Below are 16,307 nucleotides of genomic sequence, written 5' to 3'. Positions count from 1 at the left end.
GTCGAACCGGGGCAGAACGCTACTGGAAGCCTTTGTTCACGTCGTCGCGTTCGACGAGGTCTTCGAGTTCCTCGGTGAGGAGTTCCTCTGACTCCTCGAACTGCTCGGCGAGGCCGTCGAGGGCGTCGGGGCGGCCGTCGAACTCGTACGCCATCGGGCCGAACGCCGGCGACTCTAACACGTCCATCGCGTCGTCGAAGAGCGCGTCCGGCGTCGTCGGCGCGTCGGCGTGCGTTTTCACGACCTCTTCGAGTCGTTTCGCCCGCGACTTCGCGGTGTCCTCGTCGGGCGCGGGCTCGCGGACCGCGAACCGCCCGCCGGTCTTCTCCGGGAAGAACGAGTCGAGGTCGTCGTCGAGCCGGCGCGCGACTCGCGTCCCCTTCCCTCGCACCTCGTAGGGGTTCTTCGCGTAGGTCTTCAGGTGGTAGACGCCGACGGCGGGGTGGCCGAGGTAGAGGTCCTCGCCGATGCCGTTCGAGCGGTCGCCGGCGACGGCGCGCCAGCCGTCGGGCTCGGCGTTCGTCTCCGTCACGTCCGCGAGCACGTCCTGCCAGTCGCGAACACGCATACCCGGGGGTTGCGACGGCGACGGATTAAGCGTAGCGGACCCGGCGGAGCAGTGGGAAATCCACTCCGGTTCGACAGACGGGGCAGTCGGAGGTCTGACTCGGTTCGGCAGACGAGTCACTCGACCTTGATGGTCTGACCGTCTTCGGCGAAGGAGACGTCGCCGTCGTAGTGGGCTTCGATGCTGGCGCGCATCTCGTCGTGGCGGCCCTCGGTGTGCGGGTAGAGGTGGGTGAGGAAGACGCGGTCGAAGTCGCGGCCGGCGAGCGCGCGGCCGAGCTGGGCGGGCGTCGGGTGGTTGGAGACGTCGACGTCGTCGGGGAAGGAGCAGTCGACGAGGAAGGCCGTGCCTTCGGCGAACGCCGCGAGGCCGTCGTCGGCCTCGGAGTCGCCGCCGTAGGTGAAGGCGTCGTCGAGGCGGTAGGCGTGACACCGCATCGAGTGGTCGGTCTCGTAGGTCTCGACGTCGAGGCCGGCGATGGAGAACTCGCCGACGGCGTCCCGCGGGGTGACGGATGCGTTCTCCCGGAGGTAGTCGTAGCCCGTGAAGACGTCGTCGGCGAAGTCGACGGTCCCCGGGGGGCCGACGACGGGGAGGTCGCCCGCGCCGGCGAGCCAGCGGGCTTTGAGGAGGGCGAGGAGGTCGCTCGTGTGGTCGAGGTGGAAGTGTGTGAGGAGGACGGCGTCGAGGTCCTCGTAGCCGCCGTCGGTCGCGGCGAGGCGTTCGAGCACGCCGCTCCCGCAGTCCACGAGCACGCGCGACTCGGCGGTCTCCACGAGGACGCCCGACTGCGCGCGCCCCGGCGTCGGCATCGCGCTCCCGGTTCCGAGGAACGTGACCTGCATAGTCGGTGAGGGAACCGGGAGAGAGAAAGGTGTGTTGCTCTCGGCGACGCCGAACGGGTCGCGGACGGAGTCGCCTCCTACGACGACTGCAGCGACGCCCACTCGACCATCCGCTCGTAGACGTCGTCGGTCTCCAATGCCTCGCGGTCGCCGACGAGCACGAGCGCGCGCTTCGCCCGCGTGAGCGCGACGTTCACCCGCCGGTAGTCCTCGAAGATCGGCCCGTCGAGTTCGCCGGTGGCGACGAAGGAGACGAGGATGACCTCTTTGCTCGACCCCTGGAAGCGGTCGACCGTGTCGACGGTGACGCCGTCCGGCATGCGCCGGCCGATTTCGGCGACCTGCGCGCGGAACGGCGCGATGACGCCGACGTCCTCAGGGTCGACGCCCGCGTCGAGATAGTCTTCGACGAGTTCGGCGATGCGGTCCGCCTCCTCGCTGTCCGTGTGCCGCGCGTCGGTGCCCGCGACCTGCTCGAAGTCGACGCCGTCCGGCACGCCGGAGACGTCGAGGTCGGCGAGGGTCTGCGTCGCCACGTCGCCGTTCGCGGGCCGAAGCTGGCCGTCGTAGAACTCGCGGGAGGAGAACGCCTGGATACTCTGGCGCATCCGGTACTGGCTGTCGAGCATCACGCCCGCGTCCGCGTAGGTCTCGATGAGGCGCTCGAAGAGCGAGTCCGCGAGCCGGCCGCCGGAGCGAACCACGGGCGGGAGCTGGAGGTGGTCGCCGACGAGCACGAACGTCGCTCCCCGGTTTATCGCGGCGAGCGTGTCGGGCTCGGTGAGCTGGCTGGCCTCGTCGACGAGCACGACGTCGAACTCCTGAGAGCGCATGACGCGCGACCCGCAGGTGGCGGTGGTCGCGGCGACGAGCGGCGCGTCCCGGAGCGCGCCCGCCTGCTCGCCGGGGTCGCCCGACTTCGAGAGCCGGAAGGACTGCATGTCCTCGCGCACGCCCGTCTCCGTGCCGACGCGCACGAAGTCGTCGAACCCCTGGTCGCGGATGGCCTCCAGGGCGTTGTCGACCGCGCGGTTCGTGAACGCCGAGAGGAGCACGCGGTCGCCGCGCGCCACGAACTCCCGCACGAGCGTCGCGATAGTGTACGTCTTCCCGGTTCCCGGCGGCCCGTGTACGAGCGCGAAGTCCTCCGCGTTGAGGGCCTTGTTCACCGCCGCGTTCTGCGCGTCGTTGTTCGGGATGACCTCCTGCTCCTCGTCCGCGAACGCGGGGTCCTCGCGCTCGAAGAGCACGTCCTTCCGGCGCTGGTCGCCCTTGAGGAGGAAGTCGTGGAGCGCCGTGAGCATCCGGTCGACGCCGAGCTCGCTCGGGTAGACGTCGAGCCGCCGGAGCTTCACGGGTTCGTCCGTCGTCACGACCACCTCGTCGGGCGTGAGCACCTCGACGCGCGCCATCTCCGCCGTCCCCGTCACCGGGTTCCCGTCGCTCGCCAGCACGCGGTCGCCCGCCCGAATCTTCGACGTCGCGTCACCCGGCCGAGTCGCGGAAAGCCGCCACCGGCCGTCTTCGAGTTCGTCTTCTGCTTCGGGTTCGAGCCCGACGACCGCCCGGTCGTCGTCGACGCGCTCCTCGGCGCTCTGCTCCCAGAGCTTTCGGTACTCGGCGTGCACCGTCTCCCGCTCCGCCTCGACGGCGTCGTAGAAGTCGTCGAAGTACTCGCGCTCCGCCGCGGGGAGCGGTTTCCCGACTTTCCCGACTTTCGACTCCTGGTCGAGCCGGCCGGAGACCACCATGCAGGTCTCGCGCTCGAAGCAGTACTCGCAGACCGCGTCCGCCTCCTTCCCCGTCGGCGTCTTCTCCTGCGCTTCGAGCGCCGCGAGGTGGTTGCGGGTGCGGACGACGAAGTCGAGAAAGCCCTTCCCGATGCTGAACTCCTTCGCCGGCGAGAGGTCGCCCGTCTCCTCCGCTCTGTCGACGGCGGCGTTCTTCGTGTAGAGGAGCGTCCCCGTGTTCGGCTCGACGCCGCGATCCCGGAGGAGGAGCGCGTAACACGCCGCCTGCACCTTATCGTGGAATCGGGGATCGCGCTTCGTGTTCTTCCCCGTCTTCAGTTCGACCGGCATCCCCTGCCGAATCGCGTCGCACCGCCCCTTGATGCCGAACGTCTCCGAGATGAGCGTGAACTCGGAGCGCCAGTCATCATCACCAGTGAGGGATTCCTGTGCGAGCCACCCCTCGATGGCCGACGCGTGGTCGTAGACGTCTCGACGGACCTCCTCCGGGTCCTCGCCCAGCAGGCCGAGCTCCAGGCCCGCGTCGGTCACGGCGTCGTCGACGGCCGCGTCGAGGTCGCGCCCCCTGAGGAGGTCGCCGAACACCTCGTGCACGATGGTCCCCTTCGTCACCGGATACTTGAGCGGGAGCCCCGAAAGCTTCGAGAGGTAGTACTGGCGGGGGCACTGGACGAACTCGCGAACGCTCGTCACGTCCACGAGGAAGTCCGGTTCGACGACGAGGAACGACTCTTTACCGATACTGTACTGCGTCTCGCCGTTCCACTCGCGTTCTTCGGGGTCGGTGACGAGCACGTCCATGCCCGGCTCGACGTACTCCGCTGTTTCCGCCCACTTCCCCCAGAGCGTCACCGTCACCGGCTCGCCGACGCCGCGCTCCGGACGCACCGTCAACTCGACGAGGTCGCGGTCGCCGTACTTCGTGTTCACCGAGCGCGTCTCCCCCACGTCGGCGACCGGCCCCCGGATAGTCACGCCCTGTGGTAGCCCGCGAGCGCGAAAAACGCTGTCGCTCTCCCCGTGGTTCGGCATGCCACACTACTAAGCGCTCGCTCGCGAAACAACGGGGTATGACCGAGCGACAGCCCTACGGCGAGTGGGACTCCCCGCTCTCGCCCGAGTTCGTGTCGACCGGCGGCGTCTCCTTCGGCGGCGTCGCCGTCGACGGCGACGCGACCGACTGGCTCGAACGCCGCCCCAGCGAGGACGGCCGCGGCGTCGTCGTCCGCGACCGCGACGGCGAACGAATCGACGTCACCCCCGACGACCACGACATCCGCACGCTCGTCCACGAGTACGGCGGCGGCGACTTCGCCGTCCACGACGACACGGTCTACTTCGTCCGCTTCGACGACCAGCGCGTCTACCGAACGTCAGCAGACGGAAGCGACGACGCCGACCCGTTGACGCCCGAACCGCCGAGCGAGAAGGCCGACCGCTACGCCGACTTCGAGGTGTCGCCCGACGGCGACCGTCTCTACGCCGTCCGCGAACGCCACCGCAACGGAGACGTTGAGAACGACCTCGTCGTCATCCCCACCGACGGTGGCGACCCCGTGCAGGTCGCGAGCGGCCACGACTTCTACGCGTTCCCGCGACTCGACAGCGAGGGAGACCGGCTGTGCTGGACGACGTGGGACCACCCGCGGATGCCGTGGGACGGCACGACCCTCCGCGTCGCCGACGTCGAAGACGACGGAACGCTCACGGACGAACGCGCCGTGCTCGGCGGCCCCGAAGAATCGGTCTTCCAGCCGGCGTGGAGCCCTGATGGGACACTCCACGCCGTCTCCGACCGCTCCGGCTGGTGGAATATCTATGCCGTTCCCGACGACTCGGACCTCGCCGTCGGTTCTGATGGGGGTGTGGACGCCGACCCGTCCTGCGTCTTCGCGGCGGAACGCGAGTTCGGGCTGCCGCAGTGGGGGATCGGGATGGCGACCTACGGCTTCCTCGACGCCGAGCGCATCGTCGCCATCTCCGGGAAGCGCAGCGAGTACACCATCGGCGTCCTCGAAGACGGCGACTACGACGCGCTCGACGTGCGCTACGACGCGTTCCCGCACGGGAACCTCGCCGTCGACGACGGCCGCGTCGCCTTCGTCGGCGCGTCACCCGTCCGCCCTCCGCAGGTCGTCGCGTGGGAGTCCGGGGAACGCCGCGTCCTCCGGAGATCCCTCGACCTCCCGTTCGACGACGCCTTCCTCTCCCGCCCCGAGCACGTCGAAGTCCCGACGACCGACGACGAGAAAGCGCACGCGCTCTTCTACCCGCCGAAGAACCGGCACACGCAGGGGCCGCGCGGCGAGGACCCGCCCGTCGTCGTCCGCTCCCACGGCGGGCCGACGAGCGAGACGCTCCCCGTCTGCGACGTCGCCGGCGGCAGCGGCATCCCGCCCGTCCAGTTTCTTACCACGCGCGGTATCGCCGTCCTCGACGTGAACTACCGCGGCAGCACCGGCTACGGCCGCGCGTATAGAGAAAAACTGAACGGCGAGTGGGGCGTCACGGACACCGCCGACTGCGTGAAGGCGGCAGAACACCTGGCCGAGAAGGGCCGCGTCGACTCAGACCGCCTCGCCATCGAGGGCGGGAGCGCCGGCGGTTACGCCACTCTCTGCGCGCTCGCCTTCCACGACACCTTCGACGCCGGCGTCTCCTTCTATGGTGTTGCCGACCTCGAAGCGCTCGCCCGCGACACCCACAAGTTCGAGTCCCGCTACCTCGACGGCCTCGTCGGCGCGCTCCCCGACGCCGAGGAAACGTACCGCGAGCGCTCCCCCGTCCACCACGCCGACGGCATCGCCTGCCCCCTCCTCCTGCTTCAGGGCAGCGACGACACCGTCGTTCCGCCGAGCCAGGCGGAGGCCATGTGTGACGCCCTCGACGCCGACGGCGTCCCCCACGCCTACGTCGAATTCGACGGCGAGCGCCACGGCTTCCACGAGGAGGAGTCGGTCCGGCGCGCCGCCGAACTCGACCTCGCCTTCTACGGCCGGGTCTTCGACTTCACGCCCGCCGACGACGTCCCGAAAATCGACCTCGACTGACTACTGCATCCGATAGCGCAGGAGGGCGGCGATGCCGCCGAGCGCCTCCAGCTGGTCGCCGGGGGCGTACTCGTGGCTGAAGACCGTGACGTCGCCGCCCTGCTGTTCCACGCGAGTGATGAGCTCGTTGATGTCGACTGTCCACTCGCCTTCGCCCGCCCGCTCGCGGCGGAGGCGCTCGTCGAGCACGAGGAGCTCTTCCACCGCGCCGAACTCGACGGCTTCCTCGACCTCCTCGATGCCGTAGGCGGCCGTCCCGTCGGTGGAGATGCGTTTCGTGAGCTCGTCGATCTTCTCGGACTCCTCGCTGATACGCGTCTCCGCCTGCACCTCCTCGATTGCGCCGCGCTTGAGGACCTCGTGGACGCCGCGCCCGCCCACGGCGGAGGTGTCCACGAGCGTGATTTTCTCCGCCGCCTCGGGGTAGTTCTCCTCGACGAAGTCGTAAGCGTCGTCTTTCGTGAACCCCGGGCCGGCGAGGATGATGGCGTCGACGTCGAGCCGAGAGAGCGCCGCTGCGACCTCACCGAAGAGCTCGTCGCGCCCACGGGCGTACTCGCCTTTCCCGGTCGTCCCCGTGAAACTCCCGTACTCGTCCACGCCGTACTGCTGGACGAGGTGGATGTGCGCCTCGCCCTCCTCGATGGTCGCGATGGCGACGTCCACGCCCTCGGTGTCCTCCGCGGCCTCCTCTAAGCGTTCTTCCTGATCGGGCTTCCAGACCTTCTCCACCTCGATCTCCTCGCGCTCCTCGACGTTGAGCGTGTGATGCATGCCGAGTTGGTCCTCGCGGGAGGCGTCCTCGATGACGCCGGACACGCGGAGGCGGTTCGCGAACTTGTGGAACTCGACGTCCTCGACGTCGATGGTGACGTACATGTGTTCGCGCTCCCCGCCGGTGTCCCGCATCTGGTCGTCGGCGCGCTGGATGCGCCGGTGCGTGTCCCCGGAGACGAGGTCACCCGGCTCCAGAATGTAGGCGAGGTGCCAGAGGTCGTCCAGGGACTCCGGCACGAGCGTGACGGCCTCACGACCGTCCTCCCGCCGGTGTCGCTCCTTAATCTGCATGGTCGAAAATCGGGCCCGCCGGGGTAAGTGTCCTGCTATCTTTCTTCAAGGAGAGAATCCCGCCGTTTACGGCGGGAGTGAATCCGACAACTCCTACACAAACCAGCGACGATGGCAGGCCGGATATTCCACGCAAATCCATATCATTAAGTAGATTTGTCTACATAGGCTATGTATGGCGATTCAGGTCACTCGAACCTACGTTGGTTCCATCCAGAACCACCGACAGGTCTGCGATGGCCTTGACTCGCTCGGAGACTCTGCCTCGAAAATCTGGAATGTCGCCCGATGGACAGCCGACCGTATCTGGGATGAGACAGGCGACATCCCAGACGAGGGCGTGCTGAAATCGTACATGAAGAACCAGTCGTGCTGGAAAGACTTGAACGCGCAATCCAGTCAGAAAGTCATCGAAGAACTTTCCGACGCTTTCCAGTCATGGTTCGACCTGCGACACAAGTTTGACGAGGCGAATCCGCCCGGCTACCGCAAACACGGCGACACCCGACCCAAGAGTACGGTCACGTTCAAAGCAGACGGCTTCAAACACGACTCCGAGAACAACCGCGTCAGACTCAGCAAAGGCTCGAATCTCAAGGAGTATTGGTCGGACTTCCTGCTCTGCGAGTACCAGACCCGCCCGGACGTCGACCTCGCAGAAGTCAATAAGGTACAGAACGTTCGAGCCGTCTGGAACGGCGACGAATGGGAACTCCACTTCGTCTGCAAAATCGAACTCGACACTACCGACTCCGCAGGCGACGAAGTGGCAGGCATCGACCTTGGCATCAAGAACATCGCCACGGTCGCGTTCCCCGACGAATACGTCCTGTACCCCGGCAACTCACTCAAGCAGGACAAGCACTACTTCAAGCGAGCCGAGTACGACACCGAAGGTGAGAACGGCCCGTCTGCGAAGTCGATGTGGGCACGTCGGAAACTCGCAGACCGCGAAACCCACTTCTACCACACGCTCACGGACACCATCATCACGGAGTGCGTTGAACGCGGTGTGGGGACGCTCGCGGTGAGTTGGCCTGAAGACGTGCGCGACTCGGACTGGGGGAAGACCGGCAACAAGAAGTTGCACTCGTGGGCGTTCGACCGCATCTACCAGTACCTCGAATACAAGGGCGAGATCCGTGGCGTTGAGGTGTTGAAGGAGAACGAGTGGAATACGTCGAAGACGTGTTCACGATGTGGTGACGACACGAAGTCGAACCGTGTTGAACGTGGGCTGTATGTCTGCTCGTCGTGCGGTTTGGTCGGTAATGCGGATTGTAATGGGGCGGAGAATATGCGCCAGAAGATAACTCCGAGTCCTCACGGCGAGGATAGGAGTAACGGCTGTGTGGCACAGCCATCGACATACTTGTTCGACCGCGAGAGCGGGTTGTTTCACACGAGAGAACAGGTCGTGTCGTAGACCAGCAAATATCCCAACTGCGGTACGGGAAGCCCGGTCGTTCACGACGGGGAGGATGTCACCCCGGGAGAAACGTCCAGCCGAAGAAGACGACGGCGAGGTTGTTCGCGGCGACGACGACGCCCGCGACGACGAGGAGCGCGCTCCATACTTCGAAGCTCGCCGCGACGACCTCGTCGAACGGGCTCGGCGCGCGCACGGCGAGTTCGATGAGCGCGTAGAAGAGCGCGGCGAGCACCGCCAGCACGGCGAGGTGGACGCCGAGCAGCACCGCGAACCCGCTGCCGAGGAGATACGCCATGATGGGGTTCGCCTCCCCGCCGACCCCGTAGGCGCGCACCGCGAGCGCCGTCGTCAGGAGGTCGACGGTGAGGAGCACGAAGAGCGCGAGCCCCGCCCGACGCCAGTACCGACGGCGGCGCTGCTCGCGCGGAACGGCCGAGACCATGCGAAAAGAGAGGACGTCGACGCGTCTAAACCGACCGGTCGTCGCGACGCTCGCCGCCGCCCGCCGAATCGTCGTCATCATCGTCGGCGTCGTCAGCGTCGGAGTCAGCGTCGGTCTCGTCGGCGTCCGCGTTGTCAGCAGCGCCGGCGTCGGACGCGTCTTCGTCGCTCGTCTCGCCGGCCGCGTCCGCCGGCGGCCGGGACTGCTCGACGTCCTTGAGGCTGCTGACGGTGTCGTCGACGTCGCTGTCGGGCTCGACCGTCGTCTGCGCTTCGGGCATCGAGTCGTCGTCTTCGCCCTCGCCGAGGCCGGCGTCGGAGCCGGCGGCTTCGTCGAGCGTGGTCTGGTGGTCGGTGTCGGGGTCGAAGTCGATGCCGCGGACGTCCATGAAGCCGCGCGTGAGGAGGTAGGTGCCGGAGACGCGCGTGTAGAACTGGACGAGCGGCACGAGGAGGAAGCCGACGACGACCGCGCCGAGGATGCTGTTCACGACGCCGCCGAGGAGTTTCACGACGACCGCGAGCAGCCAGCCGACCGCGTAGTCGCCGTCGAGCGCGACGTCGGAGAGCACGGCGAAGTCGAACGCCGCGGCGACGTCGTCCTCGCGCGCCATGTTCACGAGCGAGACCGGGAAGACGTAGGTGACGGCGAGGCTGTAGGCGAACGCCACGAGGAAGAAGACGACGATGACGAGCGCGCCCACGTCGGCCCGCCCGCCGAGCACCGCCACGGCGAGGAAGACGAGGCCGAGCACGAGCAGCGGAAGCCCGTAGACGATACCGACGAGGAAGACCTTCAGGCCGTCGACGAACAACCGCTGCCAGTCCTCGAACGCCGGCATCTCGGGGTCGCTGTCGAGCACGCTCCGCGCGACGTCGAGCGTGTACCCGGCGAGCACGATGCCGGGAACGACGGCGAACCAGATAGTCAGGAAGCCGATACCGACGAACATCAAGAAGACGGAGACGAAGACGATGAAGGCCGCGACCCACTGGAGGCCGCCGCCGATGAGTATCTTCGTCAGCCAGTCGTCTCCCTCGCGGGGGTAGTTCAGGGCGTCTTCGAACACACGAAACACGTCACCGGGTCAGGGGATAAATCCTCGCCTCGCGCGACACTCACACACGAATCCGCCCGACTGCGCCGCCCTCGCTCAGTCCTTGATGCGACTGCCGCCCGGCGGCATGAAGAGCTGAATCTGGTCCGGGCTCGCGACCTTCCGCACGAAGCTCGTGTCCGCGAACGCCTCCCGGAATTTCCGATACACGCGTTTCGCGGCGTCTCCCTGCGCGTACCGCCCGGGCTCGAGTTCGACGGCGAGCTCCGCCTGCTCGGTGATGACGCTCGGCGGGCCGCCGACGACGCGCGTCTCCGGCTCACAAGTGATACCGACCGCACACCCCACGGCGACGTCGCGGAAGTACTCGCGCTCCCCGCGGATGGTGAACCCGCCCTTCGAGAGGTACTCGCCGGACTCCGCGGTCTTCGAGACCTGCTCGGGCATGACCATGTAGGCGTCGCCCGCGCCGCGGCCGTCCTTCCACACCGAGGAGTAGCTGACGGCGAACTGCGCCGCCTCCTCCAGCGACTGCCGGGGGACGTCGATGTCCTGTGCGGGCTCCGACGGCGCGCTCGTCTTCAACACCGTGACCGGGCCGCCGTGCGCCTGCGCGTGGAAGAACCGGTCGTAGTTGTCCATGTACTTCTTCACGATCTCCTCGTTCTGGTCGGCGTTCCGCCCGCCGATGACGAGGAAGCCGTCGGAGGTGCGGAACCAGCGGAAGCGGTCGTACCACCGCTCCGGCTTCCGCACCGGCACCGACGACCGCGACAGCCAGTCGATATCCTCGTCCTCTGCGTCCTCTTCTGCCTCGTCGGACGCCGGCTCCTCCGACCACTCCGCCTTCCGCTTCTTCGCCGCTTCCAGCTCCTCGCGCGTGTTCTCGATGGCCTCGAGCGCGCCCTCTTTCTTCTCCTCGATGCGCTTTGCCTCCGTGTAGAGGCGGTCCGCGTTCTTCTCGACGCCTGACTCCGGCTCCAGCCAGATGGAGTGGTCGCCGAGGCGCACGCGGACGCGGCCGTTCTGCTCGTCGACGCCCTCGAACGGCTGCGCCTCGTCCATCCCCGACTCCTTCGCGTCTTCGAGCGTCTCCTCGACCTCCGCCCACGAGTACCCGGCGTCCCGCGCCTCTCGGACGGTCGTGAGGAAGTCGTCGACGAGGTCGTAGTTCCCGTAGAGCGCCTCGGCCTTCTCTCGCTCCGCCTCCGCCTCCCTCTCGAAGTCCTCGATCGCGCCCTCCTGCTGGGCGATGATGCGCTCGTTCTTCTCGATCTCCGCCTGGAAATCCGGCTTCCCCGCGTTCGCCGCGCTCCCCTCCTCTTCTTCCGTGCCACCGAGGTTCGTGAAGTAGTCGTCGAGCGCCGCGTTGAACGAGTCGAACGCCTCCGACTCCAGCTCCGCGTGCTCCTCCAGCGGGAGCGGCGTCACGTCCACGCGCGTCTCCGAGCCGTCGTCGTCCTCGCTCGGCTCGTAGTAGACGCGCGGGTCGACGTCGCCCGACTTGAGCCGGTCGAACATCGACGTCATCGCGTGATAGATGGCTTCGAACTCGTCGTCGCCGGCGTCCGCGATGTCCTTCGTCTTCTCCACGCCCGCTCGCGTGCAGAGCTCCTCGCCGTAGAGCCCGCCGAAGTTCAACTGCGTCGCCACCGTCCGCACGAGGTCCGTATCGGACTGCTCCATCTGCGCCGCGAACTCCTCGTAGTCGACCTCCAGGGGGTTCAGGCGCGCCTGCGGGAACCCGTACTGGCTCCCCGGCGCGACCGTCCGGCTCTGCAAGCGCACGGTGTCGAGGCAGTCCACGACGGTGCCGTTCTGGTCGAGAACGGCGACGTTCCCGTCCCCGAAGAGCTCCACGACGATGGTCGTGTCCTGGTCCTCGCGGCGGAACTCGAACTCGACGATGCGGTCGAAGCCGTACTGGCGGACGTCCGCGAGGTCCGCGCCCGACAGCCGGTTCCGCAGCATCTTCGCGAAGTTCGGCGGCCGCCCCGGCGCGTCCGGGACGTGCTCCGGCGCGGCGACGTGCGCGCGCTTCGTGTCGCCGACTTCGAGGAGGAGTTCCACGCGGCCCTCGTCGAAATCCCGCATCTTCAGCCGGACGAGGTCGTCGCCGTAGAGATAGGCCTTATCGACCTTCGCCCCCTCGTAGTCGCGGAGCTCCCGCGTGAGCGCCACGAGGTCGACGCTCGTCATCTCCCGTTTCTGATTCATTACCTCCGCTTTGGAGAGTCCCCGCCTTCCCTCCTACGGTCGCCCGCGGCGACGCGACGTCCCACGGGTTCTCTCTCGACCGGCGAGGAACGGCCGGGACGCCAACGCCTTTGCCGGCGCGCGCTCAACCCCGGAGTATGCGAATCGCGATCTACGGCGCGGGCGGCGTCGGCGGCTACTACGGCGGCCGCCTCGCCCAGGACGGACACGACGTCGAACTCATCGCGCGCGGCCAACACCTCGACGCATTGAAAGAAGACGGCCTCACCGTCGAATCAGTCGAGGGCGACTTCCACGTCGACCTCCCCGCGACCGACGACCCGAGCGAGATCGACCCGGTCGACGTCGTCGTCTTCTGCGTGAAATCCTTCGACACCGCCGACGCCGCCGCCGACCTCGACGGCCTCCTCGCCGACGACGGCGCGGTGCTCAGCGTGCAGAACGGCGTCGACAACGAACCCGTCCTCGTCGACGCCGTCGGCAGCGAGCGCGTCTGGGGCGGCGTCACCTACATCTTCTCCACCATCAAGGAACCCGGCGTCGTCGAACACACCGGCGGCCCCGCGCACATCCTCTACGGCCAGTACCACGACATCGACGAGGAACCCCCGGAACGCTCCGCGCTCGCCGACGCCTTCCTCGACGCCTGCGAGGAAGCCACCGGGATGAGCGCGAAGTACACCGAGAACGTCCACGCGACGCTCTGGGATAAGTTCGCGCTCATCTGCGCGCAGGCCGGCCTCACCGCCGCCACCCGCCAGCCGCTCGGCCGCGTCCGCGCGAACGACGAATCCTGGAGCCTCTACCGGCAGGTGATGGAGGAAGTCGTCGCCGTCGCCCACGCGAAGGGCGTCCGCTTCGACTGGGACCCCGTCGGCAAATGGCTCGACGCCATGCAGGAGGGAAGCGACGACCAGTACTCCAGCCTCCACTACGACCTCACCCACGGCAAGCGCATGGAGCTCGACGCCCTCCACGGCAGCGTCGTCGCCCACGGCCGCGACGCCGGCGTCCCCGTCCCCGCCACGCGCGCGATCAACGCCGTCCTCGCCCCGCAGGCCGACGCGAACGCCGAGTGACGAAACCACCACGAGCCACCGAATTCCTCGGCGCGCCTCCGCAGGTCTCCGGACCGCACAGGAGACCTCGATAGACCGCCGCGGACCGGAATCGCTTACCACCCGCGTTCACAAGACCCAGACGTGACCACGTCGCGCTCCGTCCTCCTCACGAACGACGACGGCATCGACGCACCCGGCCTCCAAGCCGTCTACGACCGCCTCTCGGAAACGCACGACGTCACCGTCGTCGCGCCCGCCGAGAACCAGTCCGGCACCGGGCAGACGCGGAGCTGGGGGCACGTCGACTACGACGAACGCCACCGCGGCTACGCCGTCCAAGGCACTCCAGCCGACTGCGTCGCCATCGCCATCGGCGCGCTCGACGTCGAGCCCGACATCGTCGTCTCCGGCTGCAACGACGGCCCCAACCTCGGCGCGCACGTCCTCGCGCGCTCCGGCACCATCGGCGCAGCCATGGAAGCCTCCTTCCTCGGCTACCCCGCCATCGCCGTCTCCATGTACGACTGGGCCTACACCCCCGGTGAACCCTACCACCCCGAACAACCCGACTTCGTCGAGGCCGCCGCCGCCGTCGACGACCTCCTCCCCGGCTTCCTCGACGGCGACGTCCTCCCCACCGCCGACTACCTCACTATCAACGCCCCCGCCGCCGGCCAAGCCGACACCCCCGTCTATCGCGTCACCCGCCCCACCCAGGAGTACGAACTCCAGGCCGAATTCACCGAAGCCGGCGTGAACGTCAACGACCGCTTCTGGACCGACCTCTTCGACCGCGACGTCCCCGACCCCGAAGGCACCGACCGCCGCGCCGTCGTCGACAACGAAACCTCAATCAGCCCCCTCGTCGCCCCCCACAGCATCGCCACCGGCGCGACCGCCGGCGGCATCATCGACGTCTAACCCGCGCTCTCCTCCTTCGCCGCCGCTCCGAACGTTCAAATACGAAACCGCGGCCAACTCGCCGCGTGACCTGAGAACTGCCGCGGCGCGCCAGCGGTTGTGCGACACGCGTGCCGCGGACGAACGCTGTCGCCTGCTCGCCCAGAGCCCGCGTCAGCGCCGAAGCCACAGAGCCGACGCCGCCCTACAGTTTCTTCGAGACGTACGGGCCGTCCTGCTCGTAGCCGTGCTTCTGCTTGTAGTACTGGCGCGCGCCGATGCCGGAGATGACGGCGAGCTTGTCGTAGCCCGCTTCGCGTGCTTTCTCCTCGGCGCGTTGCATGAGCTTGCGGCCGTAGCCGCGGTGTTGGTGCGTGCCGGCGTCGCCGTCGCGACCCACGCCGACTTCGCTCCCGTAGACGTGGAGCTCGCGGACGAGCGCCGCGTTCTCCAGCTCTTCCCGTCGGGCGTCGTTCGGGAAGCGAAGCCGGCAGAAGCCGACGAGGAGGTCGTTGTCGAAGTCCTCGTAGGACATGAAGTGCTCCGTGCCACCGCCGGACTCGTAAGTGAGGACGTCGTAGGTGACGTTCTCCGGCTCTTCGTCGTTCATCCCGGCTTCCCGACAGCGGATGCACTCGCAGGTCCAGCCGTGGTCGTCCATGACCTGCCAGGCGAGCTGGCGGAGGTTCGACTTCCAGACGCCGCCGTCGATGAAGTCCGCGGGGATGTCGCGCTGCACGCGCTGCAGGCGGACGTACCGGGGGAGGTCCTTCATGATCTCGGCGACGAGCCGGGCGGCCTGGTCGTTCGTGAGGGGGTCGAAGTCGTCGCGCCGCCACTGGTCGTAGACTCGCGTTCCTCTGACGACGAGCGTCGGATAGATCTTGAGGTAGTCCGGCCGCCACGCGGGGTCCTCGAAGATGCGGCGGAAGTCCTCGCGCACCATCTCCTCCGTCATCCCGGGCTGCCCGGGCATCATGTGGAAGCCGACCTTGAACGCGGCGTCCCGGAGCCGCTGGTTCGCGTCCATCGACGCCTGCATGCCGTGCCCGCGGTGCATCTCGCGGTTGATACGCTCGTACGTCGTCTGCACGCCCACCTCGACCTTCGTTCCGCCGAGGCGGAGCATCCGGTCGATGGCCTCGTCCGTACACCAGTCGGGCTTCGTCTCGAACGTCGTCCCGATGTTCTTGATGTTCCCGTGCTCGTTCGCCTCCTTGACGTCTTCGAGGTAGCGGTACTCGTACTCCTCGGGGTCTTGTGCGAAGCTCACGCCCTCGGCGGGCTGCGGTTCGGCGTCGGGGTCGAAGTCGTTGAGCGCTTCGAGCGCGCGCTTCGCGAACCACTCCTGGTAGTCGTGGCTGCGCGCGGTCATCGTCCCCCCCATGATGATGAGCTCGACCTTATCCACCGGGTGGCCGATCTCCCGGAGTTGGTTCAGCCGAAGCATCACCTGCCCGTAGGGGTCGTAGTCGTTCTGCTCGCCGCGCGCGGCGGCGGGCTCGTGGCCCGTGTAGGACTGCGCGCTCCCGAAGTCGCTCGCGGGACCGCCCGGACAGTAGAGGCACTTGCCGTGCGGGCAGAGGTGCGGGCTCGTCATGATGGCGACCGGCGTCACGCCGGACGCCGTCCGCACGGGCTTCCGCTGGAGGACCTTCTCGAGCTCCTCGCGCCGTCCGTCGGGCGCGCGGTCGAGCAGCTCGGTGTGCGTCGGCACTTTCGGCGCGGAATACTCCCCGCAGACGTCCATCTTCGCGGACTCGACGTCGTCCTTTCCGACGTCGCCGGCGAGGATGCGGTCGACGAGCTCGTCGCACGCCGCTTCGAACGCGCCCTCGGCCTCAGAACTCATTACCAGGAGACAGCCGACCGCGAGCAAAAAGCATGTCGTTGACTCCGGAGAAAACACTTCCCGT

The 16,307-nt window shown here is 67.7% G+C and carries 12 protein-coding genes; 4 read left to right on the top strand and 8 right to left on the bottom strand.

The genetic code is table 11. The annotated features are described in order from the left end of the window. Positions 1–19: 19 nt before the first annotated feature. The 3 genes from IEY26_RS04715 to IEY26_RS04705 all read right to left on the bottom strand — a co-directional run bounded on the left by IEY26_RS04715 (position 20) and on the right by IEY26_RS04705 (position 4,139). Entirely contained in the window at positions 20–568 is a 549-nt protein-coding gene (locus IEY26_RS04715; protein WP_188976330.1) for a hypothetical protein, read from the bottom strand. Between the two features lie 116 nt (positions 569–684). Next, positions 685–1,413, bottom strand: coding sequence for an MBL fold metallo-hydrolase (locus IEY26_RS04710; protein WP_188976328.1), 729 nt, complete (start codon positions 1,411–1,413; stop codon positions 685–687). A 77-nt stretch (positions 1,414–1,490) separates the two neighbouring features. After that, a complete protein-coding gene (locus tag IEY26_RS04705; protein WP_188976326.1) occupies positions 1,491–4,139 on the bottom strand; it encodes an ATP-dependent helicase in 2,649 nt (882 codons plus the stop codon). A gap of 95 nt (positions 4,140–4,234) precedes the next feature. Here IEY26_RS04705 and IEY26_RS04700 point away from each other — a divergent pair, with 95 nt between their 5' ends. Beyond that, positions 4,235–6,214: a S9 family peptidase gene (locus IEY26_RS04700; RefSeq protein WP_188976324.1), complete on the top strand. Its 1,980-nt coding sequence runs from the start codon at positions 4,235–4,237 to the stop codon at positions 6,212–6,214. Here IEY26_RS04700 and IEY26_RS04695 read toward each other — a convergent pair whose 3' ends face one another. Then, the gene (locus IEY26_RS04695; protein ID WP_188976322.1) at positions 6,215–7,282 is read right to left on the bottom strand and encodes an mRNA surveillance protein pelota; all 1,068 of its coding nucleotides are present in this window, start codon (positions 7,280–7,282) and stop codon (positions 6,215–6,217) included. A gap of 175 nt (positions 7,283–7,457) precedes the next feature. On the opposite strand from IEY26_RS04695, the gene IEY26_RS04690 reads away from it, so the two are divergent. Beyond that, positions 7,458–8,708 (top strand): RNA-guided endonuclease InsQ/TnpB family protein, encoded by a 1,251-nt coding sequence (locus IEY26_RS04690; RefSeq protein WP_188976320.1) that lies wholly within the window; start codon positions 7,458–7,460, stop codon positions 8,706–8,708. 58 nt (positions 8,709–8,766) lie between these two features. On the opposite strand, the gene IEY26_RS04685 is transcribed toward IEY26_RS04690, so the two are convergent. The 3 genes from IEY26_RS04685 to rqcH all read right to left on the bottom strand — a co-directional run bounded on the left by IEY26_RS04685 (position 8,767) and on the right by rqcH (position 12,430). Further along, positions 8,767–9,156 carry a DUF5658 family protein gene (locus IEY26_RS04685; protein WP_188976318.1) on the bottom strand — a complete coding sequence of 130 codons (390 nt, stop codon included), beginning with the start codon at positions 9,154–9,156 and terminating at the stop codon, positions 8,767–8,769. Between the two features lie 25 nt (positions 9,157–9,181). After that, positions 9,182–10,225 (bottom strand): DUF4013 domain-containing protein, encoded by a 1,044-nt coding sequence (locus IEY26_RS04680; RefSeq protein ID WP_188976316.1) that lies wholly within the window; start codon positions 10,223–10,225, stop codon positions 9,182–9,184. Between the two features lie 84 nt (positions 10,226–10,309). Then, positions 10,310–12,430 (bottom strand): ribosome rescue protein RqcH, encoded by a 2,121-nt coding sequence (gene rqcH / locus IEY26_RS04675; RefSeq protein ID WP_188976314.1) that lies wholly within the window; start codon positions 12,428–12,430, stop codon positions 10,310–10,312. Between the two features lie 137 nt (positions 12,431–12,567). Here rqcH and IEY26_RS04670 point away from each other — a divergent pair, with 137 nt between their 5' ends. Both IEY26_RS04670 and surE read left to right on the top strand, forming a co-directional pair. Beyond that, positions 12,568–13,509 carry a ketopantoate reductase family protein gene (locus IEY26_RS04670; RefSeq protein ID WP_188976313.1) on the top strand — a complete coding sequence of 314 codons (942 nt, stop codon included), beginning with the start codon at positions 12,568–12,570 and terminating at the stop codon, positions 13,507–13,509. Positions 13,510–13,632: 123 nt separating this feature from the next. After that, on the top strand, positions 13,633–14,412 hold the full coding sequence (gene surE, locus IEY26_RS04665) for a 5'/3'-nucleotidase SurE (protein ID WP_188976310.1): 780 nt from the start codon (positions 13,633–13,635) through the stop codon (positions 14,410–14,412). A 184-nt stretch (positions 14,413–14,596) separates the two neighbouring features. On the opposite strand, the gene IEY26_RS04660 is transcribed toward surE, so the two are convergent. Next, complete coding sequence (locus tag IEY26_RS04660; protein ID WP_188976308.1) at positions 14,597–16,243, bottom strand: tRNA uridine(34) 5-carboxymethylaminomethyl modification radical SAM/GNAT enzyme Elp3; 1,647 nt, start codon at positions 16,241–16,243, stop codon at positions 14,597–14,599. Between the last annotated feature and the right edge of the window lie 64 nt (positions 16,244–16,307).

This window comes from Halocalculus aciditolerans (assembly GCF_014647475.1).
GTDB classification, from domain to species: Archaea; Halobacteriota; Halobacteria; order Halobacteriales; family Halobacteriaceae; genus Halocalculus; species Halocalculus aciditolerans.
This window is presented reverse-complemented; position numbering and strand designations above follow the sequence as displayed.